Here is a 19,514-nt window from a genome sequence, read left to right as displayed (position 1 = left end):
CGAAGGCCCGTCACGCCCGCCTCAGGGCGCCACCCGCCCCCGGAACCCGTCCGCGTCCCACGTCCCGAACAGCCGGGGCGCCAGCCAACCCGGCGCCCCGGCACGGAAGTCGGCGGGGGCCAGCGCTCCCGCGCCGGCCGGCACCGCGCCCAGCAGCGGTGCCGCCGCCACGTTCGGCAGATCCGCGACATTGCAGCGTGACGCCAGATCCGGCGTCTCGGGCCAGCTGCCGATCACCACGCCGAGCAGGTCCAGCCGCCGACCGCGCAGTTCACGCGCCGTCAGCTCCGTCGTGTTCAGCGTGCCCAGACCCGCCGAGGCCACCAACAGGACCGGCGCCGCCATCAGTTCGGCCGCGTCCGCCAGCGTGCCGCCCGCCTCGTCGAAACGGACGAGCAGCCCGCCCGCCCCTTCCACCAGCACCAGGTCGTGCTCGGCGGCCAGCTTGGCGGCGGCCTCGGCGATCTCGTGCGGACGGACCGGCGGGCGGCCGGCCCGGCGGGCTGCCGTCGCCGGCGCCAACGGCTCGGGGTACCGGGCGACTTCCGCGGTCGTCACCGTGCCCGCGAGCCGCGCGACCTCCGCCGCGTCGCCCCGCTCATCCGGCGTCACGCCCGTCTGCGCGGCCTTCAGCACCGCCACCGACCGGCCCGCGCCCACCGCGGCCGCGGCGACCGCGGCCGTCGTGACCGTCTTGCCGACCTCCGTGCCCGTGCCCGTGATCACCAGTACCGGCATGTCAGCCCTCCCGTGCTGCCGCGCACACCGCGCGAGCGATCCGCGCCACGTCCGCGTCACCCGTGACGTACGGCGGCATCGTGTAGACGAGGTCGCGGAACGGCCGCAGCCACACGCCCTCACGTACGGCGGCGGCGGTCGCCGCCTGCATGTCCACGTCGTGGTCCAGCTGGACGACCCCGATGGCACCGAGGACCCGTACGTCCTTCACACCCGGAAGGTCCACCGCGGGGGCCAGCCCCTCCCGCAGCCCCGCCTCGATCCGCTTGACCTCGGCCAACCAGTCCTGGCCGAGCAGCAGCTCGATCGAGGCGCAGGCGACCGCGGCCGCCAGCGGATTGCCCATGAAGGTCGGGCCGTGCGCCAGCACCGGCACTTCGCCCCGCGAGATCCCGTCAGCCACGCGCGAGGTGCACAAGGTGGCGGCCATCGTCAGGTAACCGCCGGTCAGCGCCTTGCCCACGCACATCACATCCGGCGTCACCGCCGCGTGGTCCGCCGCGAACAGGGCGCCCGAGCGCCCGAATCCGGTCGCGATCTCGTCGAACACCAGCAGCACGTCGTGCGCGTCGCACGCCTCCCGCAGCACCCGCAGATACGCGGGGGAGTGGAACCGCATCCCGCCCGCACCCTGCACGACCGGCTCGACGATCACCGCCGCCAGTTCGTCGGCGTGCCGCTCGACCAGCGACCGCAGCTGGTCGGCGTACGACTCCTCGTACTCCACCGGCGGCGGGTCCGCGAACACCTGGCGCTGGAGCACGCCGGTCCACAGCTCGTGCATCCCGCCCTCGGGGTCGCACACCGACATCGGCTGCCAGGTGTCGCCGTGGTAGCCGCCGCGCCAGGTCAGCAGCCGCTGCTTGCCGGGGCGGCCCAGCGAACGCCAGTACTGCAGGCACATCTTGACCGCGACCTCGACCGACACCGACCCGGAGTCGGCGAGGAAGACATGCTCCAGGCCGTCGGGCGACATGTCGACAAGGAGTTTCGCCAGGCGTACGGCGGGCTCGTGCGTGAGCCCGCCGAACATCACATGGCTCATGCGCGACAGCTGCTCGCGCACGGCCTCGTTGAGCACCGGGTGGTTGTAACCGTGGATCGCCGACCACCAGGACGACATGCCGTCGACCAGCTCGCCCGAGCCGTCCGCCAGGGTCAGCCGCACTCCGCTCGCCGACTCCACGACGAGCGGTTCGCTGCGGCCCGGCATGGGGCCGTACGGATGCCACACGTGCCGCCGGTCGAGTTCCAGCAGCTCGGGCACGGTCGGGCCGGGCACGGTGCGCGGGTCAGGCATTGGGCGCGAGATCCGTTCCGGCGCCCCGGCGGCGTACGGCGACCAGGTCGGTGCGCGGTTCGGTGACGACCGGCGCGGCAGCGGCCGTACCGCACACACCGCCGCCCTCGGGCGACCCGCATCCCGTGCTGTCGTGCCCACCGCACCCGGCGCTCTCCTGGGACCCGCAGCCCGCGCTCCCGTGCGAGCCGCAGCCGCCCCCGGCGGTCGCCCGGTGCTCCGGCAGCGTCACCTGGTCGGCGCCCTCCACCTCGAACCCGGCGTCCGCGATCATCTCCAGGTCGGCCTTGCCGGCCTGGCCCTCGGTGGTCAGGTAGTCGCCGAGGAAGATCGAGTTGGCCAGGTGCAGGGCGAGGGGCTGCATCGTGCGCAGATGGACCTCGCGGCCGCCGGCGATGCGAACCTCGACGTCGGGGCAGACGAACCGCACCATCGCCAGGATCCGCAGGCAGCGCTGCGGGGTGAGGTTCCATTCCTTGGCGAGCGGGGTGCCCTCGACGGGGATCAGGAAGTTGACCGGTACCGAGTCCGGGTCCAGGTCGCGCAGCGAGTACACGACGTCGACCAGGTCCTCGTCGCTCTCGCCCATGCCCGCGATCAGACCGGAGCAGGCGGACAGGCCGGCCGCGTGCGCCTTGGTCACGGTGTCGACGCGGTCGGCGTAGGTGTGCGTGGTCGTGATCTCGCCGTAGGTGGCCTCGGAGGTGTTGAGGTTGTGGTTGTAGGCGTCCGCGCCGGCCTCGCGCAGCCGCTCCGCCTGGCCGTCGGAGAGCAGGCCGAGACAGGCGCACACCTCGACGCCCTCGTTCTGCTCCTTGATGGCCTTGATGGTGCCCGCGACCCGGTCCACGTCACGGTCGGTCGGGCCGCGCCCGGACGCCACCAGACAGACCCGCTTGGCGCCACCCGCCAAACCGGCGGCCGCGGCCTGGGAGGCCTCGTCGGGCTTGAGCCAGGTGTATTTGAGGATGCCGGTCGTGGAGCCGAGGCGCTGGGAGCAGTAGGAGCAGTCCTCGGGGCACAGCCCGGACTTCAGGTTGACGAGATAGTTGAGTTTCACCCGTCGGCCGAACCAGTGCCGGCGCACCTTGCCGGCCGCGGTCACCACATCGAGCAGGTCGTCGTCGGAAGTGGCGAGGACGGCCAAGGCTTCCTCGCGGGTCGGCAGCTCGCGCCGAAGCCCCTTGTCCACCAGCGTGTTCAGCAGGTCCATGGGAGCTGATCCTTACGCACGGAGGGCCTCCGAGCCAAGGAGACTTTGAACAACCCTGTCACTTCGATGTGTGGGTATTGCCACACCGTGGGCAGCCGACCGTGCGACTAGTGTCTGTGCACTGCCTACAAAAGCCCGGAGGAGTCATGGCGTTCGGCTGGATCGACGAACAGGCGGAGCTACGCCGCCGCGCCGGACTCGTACGGACCCTGCGCCCGCGCCCGGCCGAGACGCCGCTCCTGGATCTCGCGAGCAACGACTACCTGGGTCTGGCCCGCCATCCCGAGGTCACCGAGGGCGCGGCCCGGGCCGCGCGGACATGGGGCGGCGGGGCGACGGGCTCCCGGCTCGTCACGGGCACGACGGAGCTGCACGCCGAGCTGGAGGGCGAGCTGGCGGACTTCTGCGGCTTCGAGGCGGCCCTGGTCTTCTCGTCCGGCTACGCGGCCAACCTCGCCGCGGTCACCGCGCTGGCGCCGCACGGCTCGCTGATCGTCTCGGACGCGGGCAACCACGCCTCGCTCATCGACGGCTGCCGGCTGGCCCGGGGCACGACCCAGGTGGTGGCGCACTCCGACCCGGACGCCGTGCGCAAGGCGCTCCAGACGCATGACGGGCCCGCCGTCGTCGTGTCCGACACCGTCTTCTCGGTCGACGGCGACGCCGCCCCGCTGGCCCGGTTCGCCGAGGCGTGCCGGGACCACGGTGCCGGGCTGGTCGTCGACGACGCCCACGGCCTCGGCGTGCTGGGCGACGGCGGCCGCGGCGCCCCGCACGCGGCGGGACTCGCGGGCGCCGACGACGTCGTCGTGACGGTCACGCTGTCCAAGTCGTTCGGCAGTCAGGGCGGAGCCGTCCTGGGCCCCGCCCGGGTGATCGACCACCTGGTGAACGCGGCCCGGACGTTCATCTTCGACACGGGCCTCGCCCCCGCCGCGGCGGGGGCTGCCCTGGCGGCACTCAGGTTGCTGCGCCGCGAGCCGGAGCGCGCGGCGCGGGCCCGTACGGTGGCGGGCGAACTGCACACCCGCCTGACGGCCGCGGGCCTGGAGGCCGTACGTCCGGACGCCGCGGTCGTCTCCGTGCGCGCGCCGTCCCCGGAGGAGGCCGTGCTCTGGGCGGCCGACTGCCGTGCAGCGGGCCTCGCCGTGGGCTGCTTCCGTCCTCCCTCCGTCCCCGACGGCATCTCACGGCTGAGGCTTACCGCCCGCGCGGACCTCTCCGAGGGGCAGATCGAACGCGCTGTACGGGTGATCGGCGAGACACGACCATGAGTCGGCGTGACACGGCCTTGCCGTCGCACGAGGCGGAACTGATCAGATGGAAACGATCGGAAACGGTCAGGGGTTGATCGGATTGGTCAGGACTGGAACGCGGCGGTGAACCCCGTCCAGCTCTCGGGGGAGAAGAGCAGCGCGGGTCCGGCCGGGTCCTTGGAGTCGCGCACGGCGAGCAGTCCGATCCAGGGACCGGAGTGCGGCCGTGCCGTCTCGACGCAGTTGTTCGCTCCGGTGCTGTAACTGCTGCGCAGCCAGCGCAGACCGGGCAGATCGGTACTTGAACTGATGTTCCGAGGCAGTGCGGTCATGGTGCCTCCTTACGCGCCGCCGGCAAGCGCGGCGATGTAATCCATCGATTCCTCGGGCGAAAGGGCGTGGATCCGAAGGGCGTTGAAGGCCTCCGTGTAGGCCTGGAGGTCTTCTTTCCGCTCGAGGTAGAGGCTACTCGTCAAGTGGTCGAGAACAACCACATCCAGATCAGAAGTGCGCGAAAATGAGAAGATAACGAAAGGCCCGGTGATGCCGATATGCTCGCCGGCCGCGAACGGCAGGACCTGCAGCCTGACTTGGGGCAGCCGCGCCGCCTCCACCAGCCGCCTCAACTGCCGCGCCATCACCTCGGGCCCGCCGACCTCCCGGCGCAGCACCGCCTCGTCGAGCACCGCGCTCAGCTCCAGCGGCGGATCGGCGCGCAGCACGTCCTGCCTGGCCAGACGGACCGCGACCAGCGCCTCCAGACGTTCGTCGGCGTCATCGTCGAGCCCGCCCACCGTGGCGCGGGTCACCGCCCGCGCGTACTCCGGTGTCTGCAACAGCCCGGGCACCACGGAGGTCTCCAGTGTGCGCATCGCGCTCGCCTGGGACTCCAGGCTGATGAAGTCGCGGTACGTCGGCGGCAGTACTCCCCGGTACGCGTGCCACCAGTGATGCCGCCCGCCCCCCTCGTCGGAGCCCGCCAACACCAGCAGCAACTCCCGTAGCCGGGCGTCCCGTACGCCGTACGCGTCGAGCAGTAACCGCACATCGGCCGGTTTCACCCCGCTGGCGCCGGTCTCGATCCGGCTCACCTTGGACTGGTGCCAGCCCACCAGCCGGGCCGCCTCACCGCTGGTGAGCCCCGCCCCGGTACGCAACGCACGCAGTTCCGCGCCCAGTTTTCTGCGGCGCACCGCGGGACCGTGCTGCATGGGCAACTCCTTACTCCAACCGAGCCGCCCAAATACGGTCTGCCGTCGCAGAGTTCACCGCTTCGAGCGACAGATATATGCATATCTTGGTGGATCGGCACCCTGACGGCCCTGGTAATGGCAGTCTGGCGACGAAGCACCAGTCCGGGACCGTACTCGAACCCTCCGCTCCATGTCGGACTGCGGTCCCGTTGGGAAAGGGACGACGTCGCCATGGCAGATCATCTGGAAGCATCCGTCACTCTGTCGAGCGATCCCGCCTCGGTCTCCGCGGCCCGGGCCTACGTGGTCACCACTCTCGCCGAGTGGGGACTGCCACCGGACACGGAGGTGGCCGACACCATCCGTCTGATCGTCTCCGAACTCACCACCAACGCCGTACAGCACACCCTCGGCCAGTCACCCACCTTCACCGTGGACCTCGCGCTCGACCGTGACGAACACCTGCGCATCGGGGTCACCGACAGCCACCCCCGCTTCCCCAAGCGGCTGCCGGCCGCCGTCCAGCAGGACAACGGCCGCGGCATGGTCATCATCCGCTGGCTGACCGCGGAGTGCGGCGGCAAGCTGAGAGTGCGGCCGACGCGCGAGGGTGGCAAGACCGTGTCGATCGAACTGCCCTGGACCGTGCCGGTGCCTGCGGCGCAAGAGCCGTAAGGGGTTGTCCGTTGTCCGCGGGTCCGACTGTGGCTGGTCGCGCCCACGCGGCGGAGCCGCATATCGATACAGCCCCGTGCCCCTCAGGGCGGGGACTGCTGGGCTCGTTTGAAAGTGCCCCTCAGCACCGCTCGGAAGGCGTCTGCCGCGGGTGCTGTCTCTGCCGCGCGATACGCGACCGAGATCGTACGGCGTAGCCCTCCGCCCTCCAGAGCCCGCACCCCCACCGGAGTCACCGACGTACGCGCCACCATCTCCGGTACGACCGCCACCCCGAGCCCCGCACTGGCCAGCGCGCACACCAGGAGATACCCCGGCGTCGGCACCAGCACCGAGGGCAGTGCCCCGGCCCCGGCCAGCACCGCCTCCACACCCCGCCGGGCCGGCGCGTCCGGCGCCATGCTGATCAGCGGCTGCCCGGCCAGCTCGGTCAGCGGCAGCCGGGCCGGTCCGCTGGTGAGGGCGTGGCCCGGAGCGGACACCAGAACCAGCTCCTCGACCAGGATCGGCTCGATCCGGACGGAGGAGGCGACCGGGATCGGATCGCCCGGATCGTAGGCGTGTGTCAGCGCCAGATCGATCTCCCCGGCCGCCACGGCGGCGACACCGGCCGACGGTTCGTAGTCGGCGACCGTCAGCTCCACGTCAGGATGCGCCCGGCGGAAGGCGCTGAGAACCGGCGGCAGCAGATGGATGCCCGCGGTCTGGAAGGTGCCCAGCCGGAGCGTGCCGCCCGTCAGGCCGGTCAGCCGGGCCAGTTCGAGCCGCGCCCGCTCCAGCTCGTCGAGCACCCGCCGCGCCCGGGTCACCAGCAGCTCGCCCGCATCCGTCAGCCGGGCCCCGCGGTGATGCCGTACCAGAAGGGCGGTGCCCGCCTCGCGCTCCAGCTTGGCCAGCTGCTGGGAGAGCGCGGGCGTGGTGTAGCCGAGTCGCTCGGCGGCCCGGGTGATCGAACCCGCCTCCGCGACCGCCACCAGGGCGGCGAGGCGGGTCGGGTCGTACATGGCGGGTCCCTTCGGAACGTGCGGGCCTCCGGGCCTGTCTTGAGCGCAGCCTAAAGCATTGCTTAAGGAATACCCAGACCATTCGAAATACCTGCTGAAGGCTCCCGCGCGGCAGGCTGACAGGCATGGACGCACAGCTCATCGCCTTCACCGGGGTTTCCGCCGGCCTGGTCGCCATGCCCGGGGCCGACTTCACCGTCGTCGTACGCAACGCCCTCGTCTCCCGCCGGGCCGGCATCGCCTGCGCGCTCGGGATCGGGGCCGGGCTGCTGGTGCATGTGACGCTGGCGGTGGTGGGGGTCGCCGCGGTCCTGGCCGCCGTACCGGCGTTGTTCCGCGCGCTCCAAGTGGTCGGCGGTGTCTATGTGCTGTATCTGGGCGTCCAGACGCTGCGGCAGCGGCGCGCCGAAGTCATGGACGCGCGCGAGGACTCCACCGCGCGACCGCTGCGGCAGGGCTTCGTGACCAACGCCCTCAACCCGAAGGCGTCCCTCACCTTCCTCAGCGTCCTGCCCCAGTTCGTGCCCGCGGGCGCTCCGGCGCTGCCCCGGACCCTGCTGCTCGCCCTGATCGTGCTCGCGATCGCCCTAGTGTGGTTCCAGGTGGTCGCCCTGCTGGTGGACCGGCTCGGCAGGTGGCTGCGCCGCCCGCGGGCCGCCCGGGCCGTCACGACCGTCACCGGCGCCGCGCTGACGGCCTTCGGCGTGGCACTCCTCGCCGGGCCGCTGTACGCCCTCTGACGAGCCCGAGGGCGGTGACGACATGTCAGGCCGCCGCCACCGCCCCCGGGAAGGTCACTTGACCCGGCCGTACCAGACGCTCCTGGTCCAGATCTTCTGCAGCCTCACGACGTCGCCGCTCTTCGGGGAGTGCCAGATCTTTCCCTTCCCGGCGTAGATGCCGACGTGGTAGACGTTCGAGCCCGAGTGGAAGAACACCAGGTCTCCGGCCTTGCGATTCGAGGCGGAGATGTGGCGGGTCTTGTTGTACTGCTGGGCCGCCGTACGGGGCAGCTTCTTGCCCGCCTTCTTGAACGAGTACAGCGTGAGCCCGGAGCAGTCGAACCGGTGGGGCCCGGTGGCGCCCCACTTGTACGGGGAGCCCTTCTTGGAGGCCGCGACCTGGAGTGCCTTCGTCGCCGGCGTGGCGGCCTCCGCCTCGGAGGCGAAGCCGGGCGCCACTATCGAGCCGCCCACTGCGGCGATGGTGAGCGCCGAGGCCGTACCGGCCCGGGCCATGAGCGACGGGACACGATTGAGCGCAGTCATGCGCAACCCTTCGTCAGCCGCCTGTGAAGGATGACCTGTCGGATTCGGGCTGGCGAAGTTGCCCGGCCGCGTTGCCGCGGCTTCACCCCAAGGGCTGCTCGGATCGAACGAACGTCCGCTCCGGCGACCCGTCTTGCTCGGGTCCTCCACTCCTGCCGATCCACTCCTGTCGACCGGTCATCCGGGCGGCGGCAGGACTCGGCGTCCGCCCGGACCGCCCCGCCGCTGTGGCGGGGGCTTGTCGTCAGTCAGGGATCTTGACGCACGATTGAACGAAAATCCCAACGGAACCGGGGATTTGTGGGGTTACTCACCACTCACCCGTTCGGGTGGACACCCCCCTGTTCGAGGAGGCGTCCAGATGCCCAAGCAGCCCCGACCAGGGACGGAACGTCTAATTCCGCCTCGCGGTCATGCCTGTTGCGCAAGCTTGACGGGTGCTCAAAAGGACGGGTGGCTACGCCGAAAGGGGGTACGTCGTTTGGTCCGTTTCAGCTCCGTTCCGGACGCCTCGGCAGTGGGCCGAGACGTCCGGAACCGGTCTGGACGGGTCGTCAACTGTCGGAGCGCGGCGGCACCGTGACGCGAGCCGTGCGGCGTTCTCCGTCCAGTACGCGCAGCGCACGCGCCAGCGTGGGAGCGTGCAGCTCGGTCTCGCCCCGCTGGTGCATCAGCGCCAGCGCGTCCCGGAGCGCGGCCGCCTTGCCGACCAGCGCCTGGGCGGCGCGCAGTCCGCGGTAGGTGTCGCCGTGCTGGGCCGGGTTGATACGGCCGAGCAGGTCCACCGCCTCGAGATAGCGGTCGATCAACTCGCCCTCCGCGCGGGTCAGCGCGGGCAGGGGCGGCAGCTCGGGTGGAAGCACCGGCCGATCACCGCCCCGTGGGCGGCGCGAGGGTGGCCTTGCGGCTGGGGATGATCGCGTCCACCAGTCCGTACTCCAGGGCCTCTTGGGCGTTCATGATCTTGTCCCGCTCGATGTCCTCGGTCACCTGTTCGCGGCTGCGGCCGGTGTGCCGGGCGAGCATCTCCTCCAGGCGGGTCCGAACGCGCGTCAGTTCGTCGGCCTGGATGGCCAGATCGCTGGCCTGGCCCTGGACCGGCTCGGGCAGCCCCGGCTGATGGATCACCACCCGGGCTCCGGGCAGGGCGAATCGCTTGCCCGGAGTGCCCGAGGCGAGCAGCACCGCGGCGGACGTGCCGGCCTGGCCCAGGCAGATCGTCTCCACGTCACAGGTGACGTACTGCATGGTGTCGTAGATCGCCGACATGGCGCTGAAGGAGCCGCCCGGCGAATTGATGTACAGCGAGATGCCCCGGTCGGGGTCCTTGTGCTCCAGGTACATGAACTGGGCCATCACGTCGTTCGCCGAGATGTCGTCGATCTGCGTGCCGAGAAAGACGATCCGCTCCTCGAGCAGCTTCGAGTACGGGTCCTGCGTCCTGGTGCCGTTGCTCGTGCGCTCGGTGAACTCGGGCAGCACATGGCGGGCGGTCGGTCGGGTCATGGCTCACGCTCCCTTGGCGGGGTGCCTGTAAAAAATGTACAGGACGTACATGACGTAACGTAGGGAGCATGGCCTACGAGATTCCGGTGACGCAAGCCAGGGCTGAGCTCGCCGAACTGATCAATCGCGTGGTGTACGGCGGTGAGCGCGTCGTCGTGACGCGCCACGGAAAGCCCCTCGTCGCCCTTGTCTCCGCCTCTGACCTGGAGCGACTGGAGAAGCTGGGGGAGCCGGCGGAACTCGCCGAGGAGCAGGTGGTCAGCGCGGTCTCCGGTGTCCGCGAGGTCGCGTCCGCTCCCCGCGAACGGCAGCGCTTCGGTATCGCCGCCGAGCACCGGGGGTCGGGCCCCGCGTAGAGCCCGGCTTTCGGGTTCCCGGAAAACACAGGACCGTGCACCCCCGTCCGCTACAGCGGGGGTGCCCGGTCGGTTCGGTGTGCCCGGTCGGTCAGCCGACGGGGGCCGGTTCCCTCTCGGTCGCGGGCTCGGCGCCGGTCGTGCGGGTCTTCTTGAGGGCGTTGCCCAGCAGTACGGCTCCCAGGCCGAGCGCGGCCCACCAGGTCAGCGTCAGTGCCGGGCCGGTCGCCGCCGCGCCGTCGAAGAAGGACACCGAGCGCAGCAGGGTCGTGCCCGCCCCGGGCGGCAGCCACTGGCCGATCACGCCGACCGGCTCGGGCAGCATCCGCGGCGCCGAGGCCGCCCCGGAGAAGGGGTTGCCGACCAGCATCACGACAGCGGCCATGATCCCGACCCCGGCGGGGCCGAGGAGGGCGGCGAGCCCGGCCACGGCGGCGCTCACGGCCAGCGTCGTCAGGGCGAACACCCCGGCCTCCGCCCACCAGTCGCCGGCGAGAACGCCGAGCCAGCTGTGCGCGAGCGCGGCCGCGGTCACGCCGATCAGGGCGGCGGCACCGGCCAGGGCGCTCACGGCACGCACCCCGCGCAGCCCGAGCAGGGTCACCGCCGCGCCGGCCGCCATCCCCGCCAGGGCGAGCGGCAGGACGCTCGCGGTGAGGGCCGCGCCGCGCGGGTCCGATGCGGGCGCGGGCACGACATCGACCGTCCTGACCTCCGCGCCCTGGGCGGCGGCGTGCTGTGCCACCGCCTGCTGGAGCAGCTGGGCGACGGCCGGGCTCGCGGCCGACGCGGTCAGCAGCTCCGGGCCCTGCCGGGTGACGACGACCGCGCCGTATACGGTCCGGTCCTCGACGGCCTCCCGGGCGGCGGCCTCGTCGGCGTAACGGTGGATCTCGAACGCTCCCTCGTGCCGTGTGAGTTGCCGCTCCACCTGGGTCGTCGCTGCGGCCGGTCCGGCCACGCCGAGCGGCAGGTCGCGGGGGGCCGTGCGGGCGGCGGGCCAGGCGAAGGCCCACAGGGCCAGCGCGGCGAGGACGGGGACGAGGACGACGACCGCGATCAGGCGCCGGGGTGCGGCGGGCCTGGGCGGTGCAGCGGAGGGGGTGGACATGGGGTCTCCCGAGGATGGCTGCGCTAAAAAGAAGGATCGTTCGTTTTACCTGTGTCATCACCGTGCTCCGGGTGGTCGCCGCTTGTCAAGAAGGAATGTTCGTTTTACTTTTTGACCATGGCACGCGTATCCCAGGAGCACCTCGACGCCCGCCGCCGGCAGATCCTCGACGGCGCCGCCCGGCTCTTCGCCCGCAACGGCTTCCACGCCACGTCCATGCAGGACGTGCTGAAGGAGGTCGACCTCTCGGCCGGGGCGGTCTACCGCTACTTCAGCGGCAAGGACGAGCTGATCGCCGCGATCGTCAAAGAGGTGCTCGGGGAGATCCGCGCGGCTTTCGACGACGTGACACGGCAGAGCCCGCCCCCGCCGCCGGACATCCTGGTGGGCGTGGTCCTGGGGCGGACCCTGCGCGTCTGGCCGTCCCTGAACGGCGACGGTGAAGTGCTGTTCCCGCGCCTGATGCTGCAGGTCTGGGCGGAGACCGTGCGCAACGAGGACCTGGCGGCCGTTCTGACGGACGTGTACACGGAGCTGCGGGAGAGGTGGGTGCTGGCCGTCGAGGCGTACCAGGAGGCCGGGATGATGCGGTCGGACGTCCCCGCGGAGCATGCGGCACGCACCATGATCGCCGCCGTGCAGGGGTTCATCGCCCAGCAGGCCCTGTTCGGGGCGGCACCGGTGGAGGTCCTCCAGGACGGTCTGCGCGGCCTGATGAGCATGCCCGCCGACGCCTGAGAGATCACAGCTCGGTTAACTTGCTTGAAATGCGGCCCAACTAGCCTTCCCATCCATGCCACCAGGCAGTTTGCCCCGTGGCCGCGGCAACCGGACCCCGCACGGTCCGGAGCGAGGACTGTGAGGTGGGACGTGCAACTGACCCCGCACGAGCAAGAGAGGCTGCTCATCCACGTGGCGGCCGACGTGGCCGAGAAGCGCCGGGCCCGTGGCCTGAAGCTGAACCACCCGGAGGCCGTCGCCCTCATCACGTCGCACATCCTCGAGGGCGCCCGGGACGGCCGTACGGTCGCCGAGCTCATGTCCTCCGGACGCAAGCTGCTCACCAGGGACGACGTCATGGAGGGCATCCCCGAGATGATCCACGACGTCCAGGTCGAGGCGACCTTCCCGGACGGCACCAAGCTCGTCACCGTCCACGACCCGATCGTCTGAAGGGGAACTCGATGATTCCCGGAGAGATCCTCTTCGCCGACGGCCCGATCGCCTACAACGAGGGCCGTGACGTCACCCGGCTGACCGTCCTCAACGCCGCCGACCGGCCCGTCCAGGTCGGCTCCCACTATCACTTCGCCGAGGCCAACCCCGGCCTGGACTTCGACCGTGCCGCGGCCCGCGGCAAGCGGCTGAACGTCGCCGCGGGCACCGCCGTGCGTTTCGAGCCCGGGATCCCCGTCGATGTCGAACTCGTCCCGCTCACCGGCGCCCGCGTGGTGCCCGGACTGCGCGGCGAGACCGGAGGTGCCCTCGATGCCTGAGATCTCCCGTGCCGCCTACGCCGACCTGTTCGGGCCGACGACCGGCGACCGCATCCGGCTCGCCGACACCGATCTGCTCGTCGAGATCGAGGAGGATCGTTCCGGCGGTCCGGGACTCGCCGGTGACGAGGCCGTGTTCGGCGGTGGCAAGGTCATCCGCGAGTCCATGGGGCAGTCGCGTGCCACGCGTGCGGAGGGCACCCCCGACACGGTGATCACCGGTGTCGTGATCATCGACCACTGGGGCATCGTCAAGGCCGACGTCGGCATCCGCGACGGCCGGATCACCGGCATCGGCAAGGCGGGCAACCCCGACACGATGGACGGGGTGCACCCCGACCTCGTCATCGGCCCCGAGACCGAGATCATCGCCGGAAACGGGCGGATCCTTTCGGCCGGCGCCATAGACGCGCACGTCCACTTCATCTGTCCGCAGATCGCCGACGAGGCACTGTCCTCCGGCGTCACCACGCTCGTCGGCGGCGGCACGGGACCGGCCGAGGGCTCCAAGGCCACCACCGTCACGCCCGGCCCCTGGCACCTGGCCCGGATGCTGGAGGCGATGGAGCAGTACCCGCTCAACATCGGCTTCCTCGGCAAGGGCAACACCGTCTCCCACGAGGCGATGCTGTCGCAGATCCGAGGGGGCGCGCTCGGGCTGAAGCTGCACGAGGACTGGGGCTCCACGCCCGCCGTCATCGACGCCTCGCTGACCGTCGCCGACCAGACCGGCATCCAGGTCGCCATCCACACGGACACGCTGAACGAGGCGGGCTTCGTCGGTGACACCCTGGCAGCCATCGCCGGACGCGGCATCCACGCCTACCACACCGAGGGCGCGGGCGGCGGACATGCGCCGGACATCATGACCGTCGTCTCCGAGTCGCACGTGCTGCCCAGCTCGACCAACCCGACGCGGCCGTTCACCGTCAACACCGCCGAGGAACACCTCGACATGCTGATGGTGTGTCACCACCTCAACGCGGCGGTGCCCGAGGACCTCGCCTTCGCCGAGTCGCGGATCCGGCCGTCGACGATCGGCGCGGAGGACGTCCTGCACGACCTGGGCGCCATCTCGATCATCTCGTCGGACGCGCAGGCCATGGGCCGGGTGGGCGAGGTCGTCATGCGGACCTGGCAGACGGCACATGTGATGAAGCGGCGGCGCGGTGCGCTCCCCGGGGACGGGCGGGCCGACAACCTGCGGGTGCGGCGCTACGTGGCCAAGTACACGATCAACCCCGCGCTCGCGCAGGGCCTCGGCCGCGAGATCGGCTCCGTGGAGACCGGCAAGCTCGCCGACCTGGTGCTGTGGGAGCCGGCGTTCTTCGGCGTCAAGCCCCACCTCGTCATCAAGGGAGGGCAGATCGCGTACGCGCAGATGGGCGACGCGAACGCCTCGATCCCGACGCCGCAGCCGATCCTGCCCAGGCCGATGTACGGGGCGATCGGGCGGGCGCCGGCCTCCAACTCGTTCAACTTCGTGGCGCCGCTCGCCCTCGAGGACGGGCTTCCCGAGCGGCTCCAGCTCGGCAAGCGGTTCGTGGCCATCGAGTCGACGCGCGGGGTCACCAAGGCCGACATGCGGCAGAACGACGCGCGGCCCGAGGTGCGGGTCGATCCCGACAGCTTCGCCGTGCATATCGACGGGGAGCTGGTGGAGGCCAGTCCGGCCGCCGAACTGCCCATGGCCCAGCGGTACTTCCTGTTCTGAGAGCTGGGTTCCGATGTCACGGGCAGCACTTCTCGTCCTCGCCGACGGCCGTTTTCCCGCCGGAGGGCACGCACACTCCGGCGGGGCGGAGGAAGCCGTCAAGGCCGGGCGGATCACCGGGGCCGCGAGCCTGGAGGACTTCTGCCGGGGGCGGTTGCACACGACGGGGCTGGTCGCGGCCTCGCTCGCCGCGGCGGCCGCGCTCGGGGTCGACGCGGTGGCCCTGGACGCGGCGGCCGACGCCCGTACGCCGTCGCCCGCGCTGCGGGTGGCGGCGCGCAAGCTGGGGCGGCAGTTGATGCGGGCCGCTCGGGCGACGTGGCCGTCCGGTGAGCTGGATGACCTGGCTCGTCGCTTTCCCAAGGGGGCCCATCAGCCGGTCGTGCTCGGAGTCGCCGCTCGGGCGGCGGGGTTGGGGGCCGTCGAGGCGGCTTACTGTGCGGCGTACGAGAGTGTGAGTGGGCCGGCCAGTGCGACGGTGCGGTTGCTGAGTCTTGATCCCTTTGACGCCACGGCGGTGCTGGCGCGGTTGGCGTCCGAGATGGACCGGGTGGTGGACCGGGCGGTGGAGGCCGGGCGGCGGGTCGTGGGGGGCGGGGTCGACGAGTTGCCTGCGGGTTCTGCTCCGTTGTTGGAGATCGGGGCGGAGGTGCATGCGGCTTGGGCGGTACGGCTGTTCGCGTCGTAGGGGGATTTCGCCCCCGCCGCCCCTACCCGTCCCCTCCCTGAAGGGGCTCCGCCCCTTCTGCCCCGCCAGGGGGCTACGCCCCCTGGACCCCCATCGGCCCGAAGGGCCTCGTCCTCAAACGCCGGACGGGCCCAAAGCGACTGGAGTCGTCTCTATGCATCTCGACCACGCCCACACCCACGACGGTCCCTCCGCCGTCAGCGCCGACGCGCACCGTCCCGACGGATCGCGCCGTGGGCTGCGCATCGGCCTCGGCGGGCCCGTCGGGTCCGGCAAGACGGCCACCGTCGCCGCGCTGTGCCGGGCACTGCGCGACGAGTTGTCCCTCGCCGTCGTCACGAACGACATCTACACGCGGGAGGACGCCGAGTTCCTGCTGCGGGAGGCCGTGCTGCCGCCCGAGCGGATCACGGCCGTGGAGACCGGGGCCTGTCCGCACACGGCGATCCGGGACGACATCTCCGCGAACCTCGAAGCCGTCGAGGACCTGGAGGACGAGGTCGGCCCCCTCGACCTCATCCTCGTCGAGTCCGGCGGGGACAACCTCACCGCCACCTTCTCCAAGGGGCTCGTCGACGCGCAGATCTTCGTGATCGACGTCGCCGGCGGAGACGACATCCCCCGCAAGGGAGGGCCCGGCGTCACCACCGCCGACCTGCTCGTCGTCAACAAGACCGACCTCGCGCCCTACGTAGGCTCCGACCTGGCGCGCATGGCGGCCGACGCCAAGGCGCAGCGGGCCGAACTGCCGGTCGTCTTCCAGTCACTGAGGAGCGAGCCCGGAGTGCGGGACGTCGCCGACTGGGTGCGGGCCCAGCTCGCGGCGTGGACGGCGTGACCGTGAGCGGTGGGGTACGGGCCGTCGCGCGGATCGTCGCCCGGGACGACGGGCGGGGCGGCACCTCCCTGCCCGTACTCGACGGCGACGGGCCGCTGGCGCTCAGACGGACCCGGGCGAGCGGCGCCGAGGCGCGGGTGGTGCTCGTCGGCGCGATGAGCGGGCCCCTCGGCGGTGACCACTTCACTGTGGAGGCCGCCGTGGAGACCGGCGCCCGGCTGCGCCTCGGCTCGGCGGCGGCCACCATCGCGCTGCCGGGCCAGAGCAAGGGCGAGGCCCGCTACGACGTACGGCTGTCGGTCGCCGACGGGGCCGAACTGCACTGGCTGCCCGAGCAGTTGATCTCCGCCAGGGGAAGTGATCTGCACGTCACGACACACGTCGACGTCGGTGCGACCGGGCGGCTCGTGCTGCGCGAGGAGCAGGTGCTCGGACGGGTGGGCGAGGAACCCGGGCGCCTCAGCAGCCGGATCCGGGTGCGGGTCGCGGGCCGGGTCGTCCTCGATCAGGAACTCGCCTGCGGGCCCGGCGCGCCGGGCGGCTGGGACGGACCCGCAGGGCTCGGCGGCTATCGAGCCGCCGGGCAGCTCCTCGTCGTACGCCCCGAGTTCGCCGACACTCCGGTGACGCCTCGGGTACTGGGGGAGCACGCCGCCGTGCTGCCCCTCGCCGGGCCGGGCGCGTTGGTGAGCGCGGTGGCGGCGGACGCGCGGCGGTTGCGGGGGCTGCTCGACGAGGCGCTCGGGATTCTCGACTGAATCACGGTGGCGCCGACGGCCCCGACCTCCCCCTGGTCAACTTATGGGCAGCCGTGGGAACTTGCGCTCCTTCTCCACCTTGGCCGCGGCCTCCTCGGCCTTGGCGACGGCCGCGTACTGGTCGACGTACTCCTGCTCGGACAGCGACAGGATGGCGTACATGATCTCGTCGGTCACGGCGCGCAGGATCGCCTTCTCGTTCTCCATGCCGGCGTAGCGGGAGAAGTCGAGGGGCTTGCCGAAGCGGATCGTCACCGGGTGGATGTTGGGGATGACCTTGCCCGGCGGCTGGGCCTCGAACGTGCCGATCATCGCGCAGGGGATGACCGGGACCTGGGCCTTGAGGGCCATCACGGCGACGCCGACCTTGCCCTTGTAGAGGCGGCCGTCGTGCGAGCGGGTGCCCTCGGGGTAGATGCCGAGGAGCTCGTCCTTGCTCAGCACGCCGAGGCCCTCACGGATCGCGGCCTGGCCCGCCTCCTTGCCCGTGCGGTCGACGGGGATCTGGCCTGCGCTGCGGAAGAAGGCCGCGGTCAGGCGGCCCTTGATGCCGGGGCCGGTGAAGTACTCCTTCTTCGCGAGGAAGGTGATGCGCCGCTTGAGCATCGCCGGCATCAGGAAGTGGTCGGAGAACGACAGGTGGTTGCCGGCGACGATGGCCGCGCCGGTGGCCGGTACGTGCTCGAGGCCTTCTATTCGGGGCCGGAAGAACAGTCTCAGCAGCGGTCCCAACAACACGTATTTCAGTACGTAATAGAACAAGGGGGTCGCTCCTCACTCCGGCGGATCAGCTCCAACCGCCGCGTTCTGGCAGGTCAACCAGCGTGCCGTGGGGCTGCCAGTGTAGGCGCAGGGGGGACAGGCCGGAACCGGGTCGGGTCGGACGTATGCCGCCCGCGGGTGTTCTCCTGACTGGGTGTCAGGGGGGGGTGGGTGGCGTCGGTTGCGGGTGGGGAGGGGCCGCCGGACCAGCCTGGTGTCCGGGGGCCGTGCGCGGCAACCCGGTGGTGCGGTTTGGCGTGATCTTGATTGCCCGGTGGCAGGGGGGCCGCCCTTGCGGGGAGCCGTCGCGTCTGCTCGTTCATCACGGCGCGTCACAGCCGCACGATGATCAGTGCCGTGTCGTCCGTGGCGCCGCCCGGCGGCAGCAGCTCCAGCAGGACGGCGTCGGCGAGGGTCTCGGGGTCGGACCCGCGATGGCGGACGAGGGCGTCGGCGAGGCGGCCCAGCCCCGTGTCGATGTCCTCGCGGCGGCGTTCGATCAGGCCGTCGGTGTAGAGGGCGAGCGTGGCGCCGTCGGTGTACGTGGTGACCGCCTGCGGTCTCGGGATCGGGTCGGGACGGGCGTCCAGGGGAGTGTCGGTCGCCCGGTCGAGGAACTCCACCCGGCCGTCGGGGTGGATCAGGACGGGTGGCGGATGGCCCGCGCTGCTGTACGTGATGGTGCGGGCGTCGAAGTCGATGAACGTCGTGACCACGGTGGCCGATTCGGCCCCGTCGACGACGTTGGCGTACCGCCCCAGCACGTCGAGCGCGTGCGCCGGGCCGTCGGCGACGCGGGAGGTGGCGCTGAGCGCGCTGCGCAGCTGGCCCATCACACCGGCCGCCGCGAGGCCGTGGCCGACCACGTCACCCACGGAGACGCCGATGCGGTTGCCGCCCACGAGGTCGATCAGGTCGTACCAGTCGCCGCACACGTTCAGCGCGCCGACCGCGGGCCGGTAGCGCACGGCGGCCCGGTGGTCGCGCACCTGCCGGCGGGCGGGCAGCATCGCCTCCTGCAGGGCGAGAGCCACCTCGCGCTCTCGGGCGTGGGCCTGCCGCAGGCGTTCGTTGAGTTCCTGCAACTCGCGGGCGCGGGTGTACAGCTCCGCCTCCAGGACCCGCGCCCGGGTGTCGCTGCCCGCGCCGCCGCCGCGCAGCCGGATGAGTTCGGTGACCTCCTCCACCCGGTGCAGGACGAACGCCACCCGGCCGTCGGGGCCGTTGACGGGCGCGTTGATCGGGCTCCAGTAACGCTCCTCCCAGTGGCCCGGGCGGACGGCGTCCTCGACGTCGTAGCGCTGCAACGCCATGGTGTCGCGCTCGCCGGTGGCCACCACGCGGAGCATCGACGCCCGCACGTCGCGCATGCCGGTCGCGGCGGGATCGCTGGGGTTGTCCGGGAAGACGTCGAAGATGTACCGGCCGACCAGCTGGTCGCGGGAGCGGCCGGACAGGCGCTGGAAGTCCTCGTTGGCGTCGGCGTAGACCAGCTCGGGGGTCAGCAGCGCCACCATTCCGGGCAGGCTCCTGAACACCGCCTCGTAGTCGATCGCCTTCTCTTCCATGGCTCCCGCCTCACCACCGGGATCTGGCCAACCAGTTTCCCACGCTGCGTCGCGCATGTACCGATCTACT

23 protein-coding genes and 1 riboswitch are annotated in these 19,514 nt (G+C 71.5%); of the genes, 11 read left to right on the top strand and 12 right to left on the bottom strand.

Features of this window, described 5'->3' with window-relative positions; all coding sequences use genetic code 11:
- Positions 1-21: 21 nt before the first annotated feature.
- From bioD to bioB, 3 genes are read right to left on the bottom strand one after another with little or no spacing between them, the layout of a single operon-like run.
- Entirely contained in the window at positions 22-738 is a 717-nt protein-coding gene (gene bioD, locus ABIE67_RS08225; RefSeq protein WP_370255635.1) for a dethiobiotin synthase, read from the bottom strand.
- A gap of 1 nt (position 739) precedes the next feature.
- A complete protein-coding gene (locus tag ABIE67_RS08220; RefSeq protein ID WP_370255633.1) occupies positions 740-2,038 on the bottom strand; it encodes an adenosylmethionine--8-amino-7-oxononanoate transaminase in 1,299 nt (432 codons plus the stop codon).
- Positions 2,031-3,251 (bottom strand): biotin synthase BioB, encoded by a 1,221-nt coding sequence (gene bioB / locus ABIE67_RS08215; protein WP_370255632.1) that lies wholly within the window; start codon positions 3,249-3,251, stop codon positions 2,031-2,033. The genes ABIE67_RS08220 and bioB overlap by 8 nt, the downstream gene beginning before the upstream one ends.
- Positions 3,252-3,397: 146 nt before the next feature.
- Between bioB and ABIE67_RS08210 the strand changes: the two genes are divergently transcribed.
- Positions 3,398-4,525 (top strand): 8-amino-7-oxononanoate synthase, encoded by a 1,128-nt coding sequence (locus tag ABIE67_RS08210; protein ID WP_370255630.1) that lies wholly within the window; start codon positions 3,398-3,400, stop codon positions 4,523-4,525.
- 86 nt (positions 4,526-4,611) lie between these two features.
- Here ABIE67_RS08210 and ABIE67_RS08205 read toward each other — a convergent pair whose 3' ends face one another.
- Positions 4,612-4,839 carry a DUF397 domain-containing protein gene (locus ABIE67_RS08205; protein WP_370255629.1) on the bottom strand — a complete coding sequence of 76 codons (228 nt, stop codon included), beginning with the start codon at positions 4,837-4,839 and terminating at the stop codon, positions 4,612-4,614.
- 9 nt (positions 4,840-4,848) lie between these two features.
- Positions 4,849-5,718: a helix-turn-helix domain-containing protein gene (locus tag ABIE67_RS08200; protein ID WP_370255627.1), complete on the bottom strand. Its 870-nt coding sequence runs from the start codon at positions 5,716-5,718 to the stop codon at positions 4,849-4,851.
- Between the two features lie 213 nt (positions 5,719-5,931).
- On the opposite strand from ABIE67_RS08200, the gene ABIE67_RS08195 reads away from it, so the two are divergent.
- Positions 5,932-6,375 (top strand): ATP-binding protein, encoded by a 444-nt coding sequence (locus ABIE67_RS08195; protein ID WP_370255626.1) that lies wholly within the window; start codon positions 5,932-5,934, stop codon positions 6,373-6,375.
- An 83-nt stretch (positions 6,376-6,458) separates the two neighbouring features.
- On the opposite strand, the gene ABIE67_RS08190 is transcribed toward ABIE67_RS08195, so the two are convergent.
- Positions 6,459-7,379 carry a LysR family transcriptional regulator gene (locus ABIE67_RS08190; protein WP_370255625.1) on the bottom strand — a complete coding sequence of 307 codons (921 nt, stop codon included), beginning with the start codon at positions 7,377-7,379 and terminating at the stop codon, positions 6,459-6,461.
- A 125-nt stretch (positions 7,380-7,504) separates the two neighbouring features.
- Between ABIE67_RS08190 and ABIE67_RS08185 the strand changes: the two genes are divergently transcribed.
- The gene (locus tag ABIE67_RS08185; protein ID WP_370255624.1) at positions 7,505-8,119 is read left to right on the top strand and encodes a LysE family translocator; all 615 of its coding nucleotides are present in this window, start codon (positions 7,505-7,507) and stop codon (positions 8,117-8,119) included.
- Between the two features lie 54 nt (positions 8,120-8,173).
- Here ABIE67_RS08185 and ABIE67_RS08180 read toward each other — a convergent pair whose 3' ends face one another.
- The 3 genes from ABIE67_RS08180 to ABIE67_RS08170 form a co-directional block, all read right to left on the bottom strand.
- Positions 8,174-8,647: a C40 family peptidase gene (locus ABIE67_RS08180; RefSeq protein WP_370255623.1), complete on the bottom strand. Its 474-nt coding sequence runs from the start codon at positions 8,645-8,647 to the stop codon at positions 8,174-8,176.
- Positions 8,648-8,650: 3 nt separating this feature from the next.
- Positions 8,651-8,861, bottom strand: a riboswitch (cyclic di-AMP (ydaO/yuaA leader).
- A gap of 340 nt (positions 8,862-9,201) precedes the next feature.
- Entirely contained in the window at positions 9,202-9,510 is a 309-nt protein-coding gene (locus ABIE67_RS08175; RefSeq protein WP_370255621.1) for a hypothetical protein, read from the bottom strand.
- 7 nt (positions 9,511-9,517) lie between these two features.
- Positions 9,518-10,153: an ATP-dependent Clp protease proteolytic subunit gene (locus tag ABIE67_RS08170; RefSeq protein WP_370255620.1), complete on the bottom strand. Its 636-nt coding sequence runs from the start codon at positions 10,151-10,153 to the stop codon at positions 9,518-9,520.
- Between the two features lie 68 nt (positions 10,154-10,221).
- Here ABIE67_RS08170 and ABIE67_RS08165 point away from each other — a divergent pair, with 68 nt between their 5' ends.
- A complete protein-coding gene (locus tag ABIE67_RS08165; protein ID WP_370255619.1) occupies positions 10,222-10,509 on the top strand; it encodes a type II toxin-antitoxin system Phd/YefM family antitoxin in 288 nt (95 codons plus the stop codon).
- 91 nt (positions 10,510-10,600) lie between these two features.
- Here the strand turns inward: ABIE67_RS08165 and ABIE67_RS08160 are convergent, their stop codons facing one another.
- Positions 10,601-11,620 carry an ABC transporter permease gene (locus tag ABIE67_RS08160; protein WP_370255618.1) on the bottom strand — a complete coding sequence of 340 codons (1,020 nt, stop codon included), beginning with the start codon at positions 11,618-11,620 and terminating at the stop codon, positions 10,601-10,603.
- Positions 11,621-11,737: 117 nt separating this feature from the next.
- Here ABIE67_RS08160 and ABIE67_RS08155 point away from each other — a divergent pair, with 117 nt between their 5' ends.
- The 7 genes from ABIE67_RS08155 to ABIE67_RS08125 all read left to right on the top strand — a co-directional run bounded on the left by ABIE67_RS08155 (position 11,738) and on the right by ABIE67_RS08125 (position 17,114).
- The gene (locus tag ABIE67_RS08155; protein WP_370255617.1) at positions 11,738-12,358 is read left to right on the top strand and encodes a TetR/AcrR family transcriptional regulator; all 621 of its coding nucleotides are present in this window, start codon (positions 11,738-11,740) and stop codon (positions 12,356-12,358) included.
- A 132-nt stretch (positions 12,359-12,490) separates the two neighbouring features.
- Positions 12,491-12,793 (top strand): urease subunit gamma, encoded by a 303-nt coding sequence (locus tag ABIE67_RS08150; RefSeq protein ID WP_010988499.1) that lies wholly within the window; start codon positions 12,491-12,493, stop codon positions 12,791-12,793.
- An 11-nt stretch (positions 12,794-12,804) separates the two neighbouring features.
- A complete protein-coding gene (locus ABIE67_RS08145) occupies positions 12,805-13,116 on the top strand; it encodes an urease subunit beta (RefSeq protein WP_048584957.1) in 312 nt (103 codons plus the stop codon).
- Entirely contained in the window at positions 13,109-14,830 is a 1,722-nt protein-coding gene (locus tag ABIE67_RS08140) for an urease subunit alpha (RefSeq protein WP_370255615.1), read from the top strand. Before ABIE67_RS08145 ends, ABIE67_RS08140 begins: the two co-directional genes overlap by 8 nt.
- 13 nt (positions 14,831-14,843) lie before the next feature.
- A complete protein-coding gene (locus ABIE67_RS08135; protein WP_370255614.1) occupies positions 14,844-15,518 on the top strand; it encodes an urease accessory protein UreF in 675 nt (224 codons plus the stop codon).
- 154 nt (positions 15,519-15,672) lie between these two features.
- On the top strand, positions 15,673-16,356 hold the full coding sequence (gene ureG, locus ABIE67_RS08130; protein ID WP_370255613.1) for an urease accessory protein UreG: 684 nt from the start codon (positions 15,673-15,675) through the stop codon (positions 16,354-16,356).
- Entirely contained in the window at positions 16,344-17,114 is a 771-nt protein-coding gene (locus ABIE67_RS08125; RefSeq protein ID WP_370255612.1) for an urease accessory protein UreD, read from the top strand. Before ureG ends, ABIE67_RS08125 begins: the two co-directional genes overlap by 13 nt.
- Positions 17,115-17,150: 36 nt before the next feature.
- Here the strand turns inward: ABIE67_RS08125 and ABIE67_RS08120 are convergent, their stop codons facing one another.
- Together ABIE67_RS08120 and ABIE67_RS08115 are read right to left on the bottom strand one after the other, a co-directional pair.
- The gene (locus ABIE67_RS08120; protein ID WP_062722855.1) at positions 17,151-17,876 is read right to left on the bottom strand and encodes a 1-acyl-sn-glycerol-3-phosphate acyltransferase; all 726 of its coding nucleotides are present in this window, start codon (positions 17,874-17,876) and stop codon (positions 17,151-17,153) included.
- 332 nt (positions 17,877-18,208) lie between these two features.
- Positions 18,209-19,444: a PP2C family protein-serine/threonine phosphatase gene (locus ABIE67_RS08115; protein WP_370255611.1), complete on the bottom strand. Its 1,236-nt coding sequence runs from the start codon at positions 19,442-19,444 to the stop codon at positions 18,209-18,211.
- Positions 19,445-19,514: the final 70 nt, after the last annotated feature.

Origin of the sequence: Streptomyces sp. V4I8, assembly GCF_041261225.1 — a bacterium.
Taxonomy (GTDB): domain Bacteria; phylum Actinomycetota; class Actinomycetes; order Streptomycetales; family Streptomycetaceae; genus Streptomyces.
Note: the sequence above shows the minus strand (reverse complement) of the source record. Positions and strands in the feature narration are given on the sequence as shown.